1 protein-coding gene is annotated in these 1,432 nt (G+C 38.8%); it reads left to right on the top strand.

Annotated features, from left to right (window positions below):
• Nucleotides 1-375: 375 nt before the first annotated feature.
• Nucleotides 376-1,299, top strand: a complete 924-nt coding sequence (locus ACIR310F_RS0113605; protein ID WP_028084295.1) for an RpnC/YadD family protein — start codon at nt 376-378, stop codon at nt 1,297-1,299.
• Nucleotides 1,300-1,432 lie beyond the last annotated feature (133 nt).

Raw genomic sequence — 1,432 nt, 5'->3', positions numbered from 1 at the left:
CGATCGCGTCAGCGCTGCTACTACTGGCAGCGCTGACGCGATCGCTTTTCACCAAACTTCCGTACTCAAGCAATTTTCGTGTTATACTAAACACGGGTGAGATTTAAACTTTTACCAATTCAAAAATTTTCTAGTTTTTTTAGTCATCTGAAGATGACTTCTGCTATAATGCTGGTAATTCATTTCCAGTCGGGTTATCCGAAGGTCAAAAGCGATCGCGTAAGCACTGCTGCAAGCAGTTCGCTACTATTGTCCTTGGTAGTCAAGGGATTGCGGTTACACCTTTTGCTGTACCTTTTTTTGTGATTAAATTCCATAAATTAGCTCATTGTGGATAAAATAGATCTAAATTTAGCGGTCAGTGTATCACCATAAATGACTAAAAACCCATTTGATCAATTTTCCAAACAGTTATTTGCAGAATTTCTCTCTTCTTTGGGAGAGGTGCGAATAAATTATGAAATACCTGGAGAACCGAGATTTGTTGATATTTGGTTTACACCATCTACTCAACAACATCAGTCAGAAAATTTCGGTATTTTAAATAAAATTGCTGTAACCAGTTGTTTATTAGAACCCTTTCGCAAGCAACCAACAGAAAGAGAAATCCGCAGTTGTTTAGCCAAACTATTCCACCTAGAAGCAGATTTACAACGTCAAGCCAAACGAGATAAAAAAAGTATTCCTGACCATGAACTACCAAGATTGTGGATTATTGCTACTTCTTGTTCTCATAAACTGCTGAATAAATTTATGGCCAGTGAGCATGAAAACTGGCTACCAGGTATTTACTTTCCCTCACCATTACTGCTGACTGGAGTAATTGTGATTGATAAGTTAGCGAATACTCCAGAAACTCTCTGGTTGAGGATTTTAGGTAAAGGAATAATTCAACAAGCTGCAATTAATGAAGTAATTGCTTTACCCGAAGATGATAGAAAACGCTATACTATTTTAAAGTTGTTAGGGACTTGGAAGATTACTATGGAAATAAGCAATGAGATTGATGTTGAAGATAGGGAGTTAATAATGAATTTAACACCAGCTTATTTAGAGTGGGAACGGATAACGGAGCTTCGTGGTTTAGAGCGCGGTAAGGAGATAGGTAAGGAAATAGGTAAGGAACAGGAAAGACGGCAAATAGTAGAAAACCTGCTTTTAGCGCGATTTGGCTTTATAGACGAGCAATTAGCGACAGTTGTTCAGCCTGTATTAAATTTAACATCTCACGAATACACTACCTTGCTGTTGCAGTTGTCTAGTTTGTCTCGTGAGCAGTTGTTAGCCCGATTTCAATAGACCTCTAGCAGCAGCACTGACGCGATCGCTTTTCACCAAACTGCCGTACGCCAGGTAATTTTTGTGTTGGGGGGTGATTATAAAATAATGGAATTTGCCGCCCAGTTTTGGGGATCTCACAAAGATTTAGATG

The sequence above is a fragment of the Dolichospermum circinale AWQC310F genome (genome assembly GCF_000426925.1).
In the GTDB taxonomy this organism is placed as follows: domain Bacteria; phylum Cyanobacteriota; class Cyanobacteriia; order Cyanobacteriales; family Nostocaceae; genus Dolichospermum; species Dolichospermum circinale.
This window is presented reverse-complemented; position numbering and strand designations above follow the sequence as displayed.

Bases quoted from the DNA above. Each gene is read 5' to 3' on its own strand.
- ACIR310F_RS0113605 (WP_028084295.1), top strand. From the start codon at position 376: ATGACTAAAAACCCATTTGATCAATTTTCCAAACAGTTATTTGCAGAA.